This window comes from Paenibacillus solisilvae, from assembly GCF_042656405.1.
Lineage (GTDB): Bacteria > Bacillota > Bacilli > Paenibacillales > Paenibacillaceae > Paenibacillus_Z > Paenibacillus_Z solisilvae.
Genome location: NZ_JBHSOW010000126.1, coordinates 21,843 through 28,085 on the forward strand (window position 1 = coordinate 21,843; position 6,243 = coordinate 28,085).

Consider the following 6,243-nt stretch of genomic DNA (forward strand, 5'->3'; position numbering starts at 1 on the left):
TAAACAAAGAAAAAAGGAACTGCGCTGCGGATGTTATTTACTATCACTTAGCCCCATGATAAAATTCCAATTCAAGCCCTGCCTAATTCAACCAAGTCACCCGTACAAACCGTTCTTACGGAAATCGGACATTACAATACAAGTGCCTCTGTAGTCGCTCCAGGTGGACTTAAAGGAATTAATATGCCCATCGTTAACGCACTCTCAGAGCGATTGTCTGTGGAAATTCGCCGTGAAGGCAAAGTATTCCGTCAGGATTTCAGACACGGAATCCCGCAATCCGAACTGTTCGTAACCGGGATATCAAAGGAGACCGGCACGAGTGTTACCTTCAAACCGGACCCGGACATTTTCGGAGCCAGTTTTGATAAAATTCAATTAATGGATCGCATTGCTGAATTTCAGGAGAATTACCCCAATCTAAGGGTGGGAGAACATTCGAACCCCGATTGGGGAGTACAAACGTTGACATTATCCCAATACCTCAAATTGCCAACCTCCCATCTATGACTGCGTGACTTCCTGCTTTAGCTTCCTTTAATATTATTGTCTGCTTTCTCAAAACAAAGATTTACAGTTCTTCGGTTAGAACGTGTTCTATGCATGACGTTTTGGGGTATGGTGAAAACATCTCCTTGGTTCAAAATAATAGTCTGGTCTTCAAAATCTATATGTAATTCCCCTTCAATTACAATAAAGAGTTCATCGCAGTCATCGTGTTTATGCCAATGGAATTCTCCATCGATTACTGCGGCTCTCAAAACATGATCGTTAACTTCGCTAATCACAAAGTTCGCATAATCGCTTATATAACGGCTGATCGTTTACACATGCTTTTAGCGCCAATGGTTTACCCAACTGCTTATTTGTCTGGCGGCTTCAACATCATTGATGTTTGTATTATCGATCGTTGGCATTGGCGGTTCGTATTCTATGGCAGCGTTATCGAGCAGCCATTGCGCAAACCGTTTATGATCTGCAATGAATTCTTCGGTAACCCCTCTCCACTGCGGACGAGCTCGAAGTCGTGATTCCCGCGCTGCATCGTCGCAATGCAGATTGATGTAGTATACATGACGAAAGAATCGGAAATGATCGCAATCTTCAATATCGTGGCGCATCATGGTACCGCACAACACCGTATGACGACCACTCTGAGCGATCTGAAACGCCACCTTTAACCAATTGGACCGTGCCTGCTGCCAGTCCGCTGCATGCATCTCGTCCGTGTCGAATATCTCACTGTCGGTCAGCACCTCGCGAAGCCGCTTCACAATTGTAGTTTTACCTACACCGCTCGCCCCCGTAATAATAAATAGCGGCAGTAATTTAAACTTCTCCTCATACCCACAATCAGGGCAGATTCGTATTTCCTTTTCTTTCTCTACTTTTGTTTCCACATACTCTCCGCACCCCAAACAAACAATAGCCATCGTCTATCCTCCCGACTTATGATTAAAGTGTTAACTCATGACTTACCACGTAATCCATCCGCTAGTTCGCTGATAGCCGCGTAATAATTCATTTTCACTACGGAGTAATCTTTTCATTTGTGTTCTGTAATGACGGTAATCAGCTTTCCTTGCCGCCTTACTTTCTTTGTTGAAATGAACGCTTTCATTCCCTTGCGAAATTTTTTTCTTCTCTTTTCCAGGGTCTTTGTTCCCGTTGTGCCGGGTTCGATTTTGGCGTCTCAATCTTGCTCTTATCCTACCATAATTGGAAGTATTCTGCCCCGTAAATGAAGGCTTTTCTTGATGAAATTGCAAGCCGTTCCTGTGTTGGCGTTAGGCAGAAGTGATAGAATGCGGCTTTCCGAAAGCCAAATGCTGCCCCCACATATACCTCAAAGGTACTTCGCTTAAGTTTTCTATCTCTTCCTTTATGTCTACCTTGGACGAGTTTGCGTAAATTGTAATGGTCTTGCTCAATTTAAATGGAACTTTCATCGTTTTGACCGAAAATGTCACCGAGACCATTTCAGGCGTATCCGTCACAATGGTGTAGAGGGAAATTGCTGGGATAATGCGCCACAGGAGTCTTTTTTCGGCCATATGAAGGACCATGTTGACCTTCGTAGTTGTCCATCATTAGGAGAACGTAAAATTGACAGCTACATCCGATATTACAACAATAATAGGTATCAATGGGGATAAAAAAAGATGACCCCTGTGCAATACGGTTGCAACGCTTGTGTTACTGCTCGTAAACGTAGCTAATTGGGGTAAAACGCACTTTCAGGGCAGGGTAAGTCATATAGCCTTCGACTTTTACTTGAAGTTTGTTTGACGTTATTTGTTCGCCAGTCACGATCAAATTGGTGAGCTTATATTTCCTAGTCGGGTTATTCGTCACGATTTTCACGATTGTATCGACCGGGTCCCGTACTACGCCGGTTAGGTTAATCGTTACGCTCTGGCCAGTTTGCGTAAAGCTCAGCGTACTGTCGTTGTTGAGCAAAGAGACGCTTGTAACAGTGTCAATCACAGGGCTAATGGTAAGAGAATTTCCACTGAACCCTACCTTGCTGTCTGGCCCTTCAATCAGATGCAAATATATATTGTTGTCTCTGGACATTGCATAGCCCCAATTGGGTCCTTGGCCGCTCTCGAATTTTGCAATATTTCCTAGGCCGTCATCCGTATATCCGGAGCCGCTCAAGAAATAGGGCATCGTTCCAGTGGTCGATTCGTGCCGTTCCGGCCTGCCGTTCGGCGCAAACCACGCTGCGAGCTCGGAAAATTAACAGAGCTGGTTTTCCACGAGGAACTTGCAGTTGCGGTGGCTACTCTTGCCCAGTTTCCGTCTGCCGGTCTTTGCGCTACCGCCGTATCAAAAGGACCAGCTACCAGCCAATTGTTAATAAACGGCGCATTGCCTGACACCTCTTGTGCGTCAACTTGTGGAACGCTGCCAAAGGTAACCAACCCCAATGTAATTGATATTACCAATATAAGTGAGAACATTTTTTGTGCACACTTTTTCAGTACAGCTATAGTGTCTTTGCCGCATTTCAGATAACCAACACAGTAAAAATTTTAGAAACCATGTTTTAACTGACTTGTTTAGTCCTATATAAAAATAAGAAGCTATTGAGAGTGATGGATTGCAATTCCGCCCGAATAGTATCTGTCAAAGCGCATCCTCTTACCCGTTCTCCTTGAACTTGAGCAAAAGCATGGATTTGTTCAACATCTCCACCGGTTACCTCCAGTACTACGATCCACCAGTCCTGAGCCGCATATAAAATAGGGATTGCTCCCGAGCGCATTAATCGCTCTTGGAACAATCCCTATTTTGAATCCCATTGGACAGCCACTGCATCCTCGTTCTCTGTTAGCACAACATCAACTCAAAAAATAATTTCTTACTTCTAACCAGTTATTAACCCGAACATAACCTGATTCGTTGATATTGTGTGGCGACGTAAACAATATACCTTGACCAGCAAATCCTTGAAAATGCCGTGTGTTGTCATCTATCAGATAATCTGCGCGGATAATGCTCTTATCTCCACAAAAAACAAAATTCATTTCATTTATAAATCCAAAATGTTCTTTTAACCATTCATACTTCGCGGTGAAAGAAGCCGGAACCTCCATCGCTGCTGTTGTAATGAAAACTTCGTACTGTTCACTTAATTCTTTAATTACTTGTTGGCTATCTTTCATGACATCTAAATCACGGAAAAATGCAGGGTCATCCAAATAAGCAAAAATCTCATTCTGTAAATGCGGACGTAAAACCCTAAGTCGGGTTCCCATCAAATCATTTAAAGTGAGATTCTCATTATAATCATGATTAAACACCCGTAAATGTTTCGAGTTAAAATCAGCTACAACTTCGTCCATATCAATTGCAATTCTTTGCTTCCTATCCTTCATCAATCACTTCGCACTCCCTCTTTGAACATTTAGCTCTATTATACTATTTTTGTTACTTCACCAAACAGTCCGTTATCTTAATAATGACCTTCGTTTGCTGCCGCAATGAAGTTAAGTCTTTCTCCATAATCCACCGGAACAGGATATAAACCCGGCTTTACTATAAAATTCATTATGATCGGGGGCGAAAGTTACAGTTACGATTTCTAATCCCATACGCTCTGATTCCTCTAAAAGCTTTCTTACTAAGGAAATGCCAATACCTTGATTTTGATAATCCGGATGTACCATTATATCTTCCATATAACCATGCTGCAGTCCGGTCCCGCAAATATACCCAAATGCGATAAGAGTATCATTTACTGCTCGTAGTCCAGCCCAAAAATTACAACGTTCAAATAATGCGGGGTAATCATCATCCCGTCTCTCCCACCCAATTGAATCTCTTAGATCGGGTACCTCATGATTTTTAATCGGAAGGTTGATTACAACTGAATGCAAGGGTCCTCACCTCTCACAGGAATCAAATCGTTCAAGCAGCGATGGTATAGGCTGGGTTGCTGCTTAGACTTCCAATTGCATTACCACCAGCTAGAGTATATGGCTTAAACAAGCTTGCGGCCTTTGACCCGCTATTAATTGCGTGCCGTCTGAATACCCTTCTTCTCTGCCATACAATTCTTGAATGAGTCGACTTCGCCATAACAGCAGCTGTTCTGCATAGGAACGATCTTCAGCTAAGTCGATCCGCTCCTCTGGATCCGCAAGCAAATCGAATAATTGCTCCTTGCCTGACTGCGAGAACCAGACATACTTCATGCAACCGTCTGTCATATAGTGGTTGGATACAGCTCCGCCAGAGTGTTCGCCGTGAATATACTCCCGCCAGTCTGAGGCATCACCCTTGCATAGGGATAACACGCTTAAACCCTCAACCGTCGGCGGAATTGGAATGCCTGCCGCTTCCAGCAGCGTAGGCATAATATCCCGCAGCTCCACCACCTCATTTACCCGCTTGCCTCGTTGCAACGAAAGCACATCACCCGGATCATAAAGCAGGAAAGGAATTTTTGCACTCGCCTCATAAGGCAGCACCTTGCGGTAATAATGATGGTCCCCCAGCATTTCCCCGTGATCCGAAGCGAACAAAATCACGGTATTGCGAAGGACGCCATATTCCCCGAGCGAATTTAGCAGACGGCCGATCTGATCATCCAGATGGGTGATTAAAGCATAGTAGCCCGCTTGCGCCCTGTTGAGCCTGCGCTTATCCAGCTTGCTGAATGAGGTCGTTGGTCCGCTGCTCCCATCTTCTGCTGCAGCTTCATCCACCCACTCACCAACCGGAGGCAGCGGAATATCCAAATCCTTATACATGTCAAAATACACCTGAGGCGGATCGAAAGGCGGGTGCGGCCGCACGAATGACGACCATAAGAAGAACGGCTTTGACGGATCCCGGCGTCTTAAGAAATCAATCGACTCCGAGACAACCCAATTTGTAGGATGAAGCTTCTCCGGTAGATGCCATGGCCTTGTTACTGTAGATGCGTTGCAGTCCAGCCCGTGATCGAGCAGATCCTGATCCGATCCTGCCTGACGCTTCAGCCAGTGCAAATAGTCATCATATTCATTGAAATGCTCGGCGGCTGGCAAACCCGTATAATTTCGGTTGTAATGCAGATATCCATCATGCAGCACAATGTTATGAAAGCCACATAAATTGCGCGTTGGATAGACGTGCATTTTGCCCACGCATTGCGTATGATAGCCAGCTTTGCTAAACGCTGCAGGGAGCATATGCGTATAATTCCAAGGGACTTGTTCCTGGTAGCCTACCCGTCCGTGTGAACGCTGGCTCATGCCTGTCATAATCGCTGCCCGTGCCGGAATGCAGCTTGGCGTTGCTGAGTATGCATTCTGAAAATGCACACCGTTCCTTGCTAGATCGTCCAAATTGGGAGTCTCGACAATGGAATGACCTGCTGCCCTTAAACAGTCGGCACGCATCTGATCGACTGTAATAAGCAGGATATTCGGGCTCATTGTTTTCGCTTCAGATTTCATCATCATTATTCTTCTTCTCTCCTTTTACAACATAACGACACTGTACATATTTCTTTTTAGAACTCTGAATACCTGTTTAGAATCACGTAAGTTGCTGAGCTCTCCTGCCCAATCCGTCACCACGGCACTAGAACTGCCGACAGGTTCAGATAAATCCGCTTCCTTCACTGCCTTACTTAATGCCAAATATGAAATAGAAAATGAAAAAGCTCCTCGGGTTACATCGAGGCCACTGAAGAACTTAAGCTTTTCCAGTGACCCAAGTTATATTTAAAGAAAAGCGACACTTACC

7 protein-coding genes and 1 pseudogene are annotated in these 6,243 nt (G+C 44.6%); 2 read left to right on the top strand and 6 right to left on the bottom strand.

All coding sequences use genetic code 11. The features are described from left to right. The first annotated feature begins 183 nt into the window (after positions 1-183). Positions 184-510, top strand: coding sequence for a hypothetical protein (locus ACFPYJ_RS30915; protein ID WP_379192109.1), 327 nt, complete (start codon positions 184-186; stop codon positions 508-510). Between the two features lie 17 nt (positions 511-527). Here ACFPYJ_RS30915 and ACFPYJ_RS30920 read toward each other — a convergent pair whose 3' ends face one another. Both ACFPYJ_RS30920 and ACFPYJ_RS30925 read right to left on the bottom strand, forming a co-directional pair. Further along, entirely contained in the window at positions 528-821 is a 294-nt protein-coding gene (locus tag ACFPYJ_RS30920) for a cupin domain-containing protein (RefSeq protein ID WP_379192115.1), read from the bottom strand. 15 nt (positions 822-836) lie between these two features. Then, positions 837-1,433 (bottom strand): AAA family ATPase, encoded by a 597-nt coding sequence (locus ACFPYJ_RS30925; RefSeq protein WP_379192110.1) that lies wholly within the window; start codon positions 1,431-1,433, stop codon positions 837-839. A 576-nt stretch (positions 1,434-2,009) separates the two neighbouring features. Between ACFPYJ_RS30925 and ACFPYJ_RS30930 the strand changes: the two are divergent. Further along, positions 2,010-2,156 (top strand): annotated as a pseudogene (locus tag ACFPYJ_RS30930) (IS3 family transposase); the annotation flags it as partial. A 40-nt stretch (positions 2,157-2,196) separates the two neighbouring features. Here ACFPYJ_RS30930 and ACFPYJ_RS30935 read toward each other — a convergent pair. The 4 genes from ACFPYJ_RS30935 to ACFPYJ_RS30950 all read right to left on the bottom strand — a co-directional run bounded on the left by ACFPYJ_RS30935 (position 2,197) and on the right by ACFPYJ_RS30950 (position 5,954). Further along, the gene (locus ACFPYJ_RS30935; protein WP_379192111.1) at positions 2,197-2,661 is read right to left on the bottom strand and encodes a hypothetical protein; all 465 of its coding nucleotides are present in this window, start codon (positions 2,659-2,661) and stop codon (positions 2,197-2,199) included. Positions 2,662-3,347: 686 nt separating this feature from the next. After that, a complete protein-coding gene (locus ACFPYJ_RS30940) occupies positions 3,348-3,884 on the bottom strand; it encodes a 5' nucleotidase, NT5C type (RefSeq protein ID WP_379192112.1) in 537 nt (178 codons plus the stop codon). 111 nt (positions 3,885-3,995) lie between these two features. Beyond that, positions 3,996-4,385: a GNAT family N-acetyltransferase gene (locus ACFPYJ_RS30945; RefSeq protein ID WP_379192113.1), complete on the bottom strand. Its 390-nt coding sequence runs from the start codon at positions 4,383-4,385 to the stop codon at positions 3,996-3,998. Between the two features lie 90 nt (positions 4,386-4,475). Continuing rightward, on the bottom strand, positions 4,476-5,954 hold the full coding sequence (locus ACFPYJ_RS30950) for an arylsulfatase (protein ID WP_379192116.1): 1,479 nt from the start codon (positions 5,952-5,954) through the stop codon (positions 4,476-4,478). Between the last annotated feature and the right edge of the window lie 289 nt (positions 5,955-6,243).

What these genes read in the sequence shown, in the direction of transcription:
- ACFPYJ_RS30915 (WP_379192109.1), top strand. Translation starts at nt 184, where the DNA reads ATGCCCATCGTTAACGCACTCTCAGAGCGATTGTCTGTGGAAATTCGC.
- ACFPYJ_RS30925 (WP_379192110.1), bottom strand. Translation starts at nt 1,433, where the DNA reads ATGGCTATTGTTTGTTTGGGGTGCGGAGAGTATGTGGAAACAAAAGTA.
- ACFPYJ_RS30940 (WP_379192112.1), bottom strand. Translation starts at nt 3,884, where the DNA reads ATGAAGGATAGGAAGCAAAGAATTGCAATTGATATGGACGAAGTTGTA.
- ACFPYJ_RS30950 (WP_379192116.1), bottom strand. Translation starts at nt 5,954, where the DNA reads ATGATGAAATCTGAAGCGAAAACAATGAGCCCGAATATCCTGCTTATT.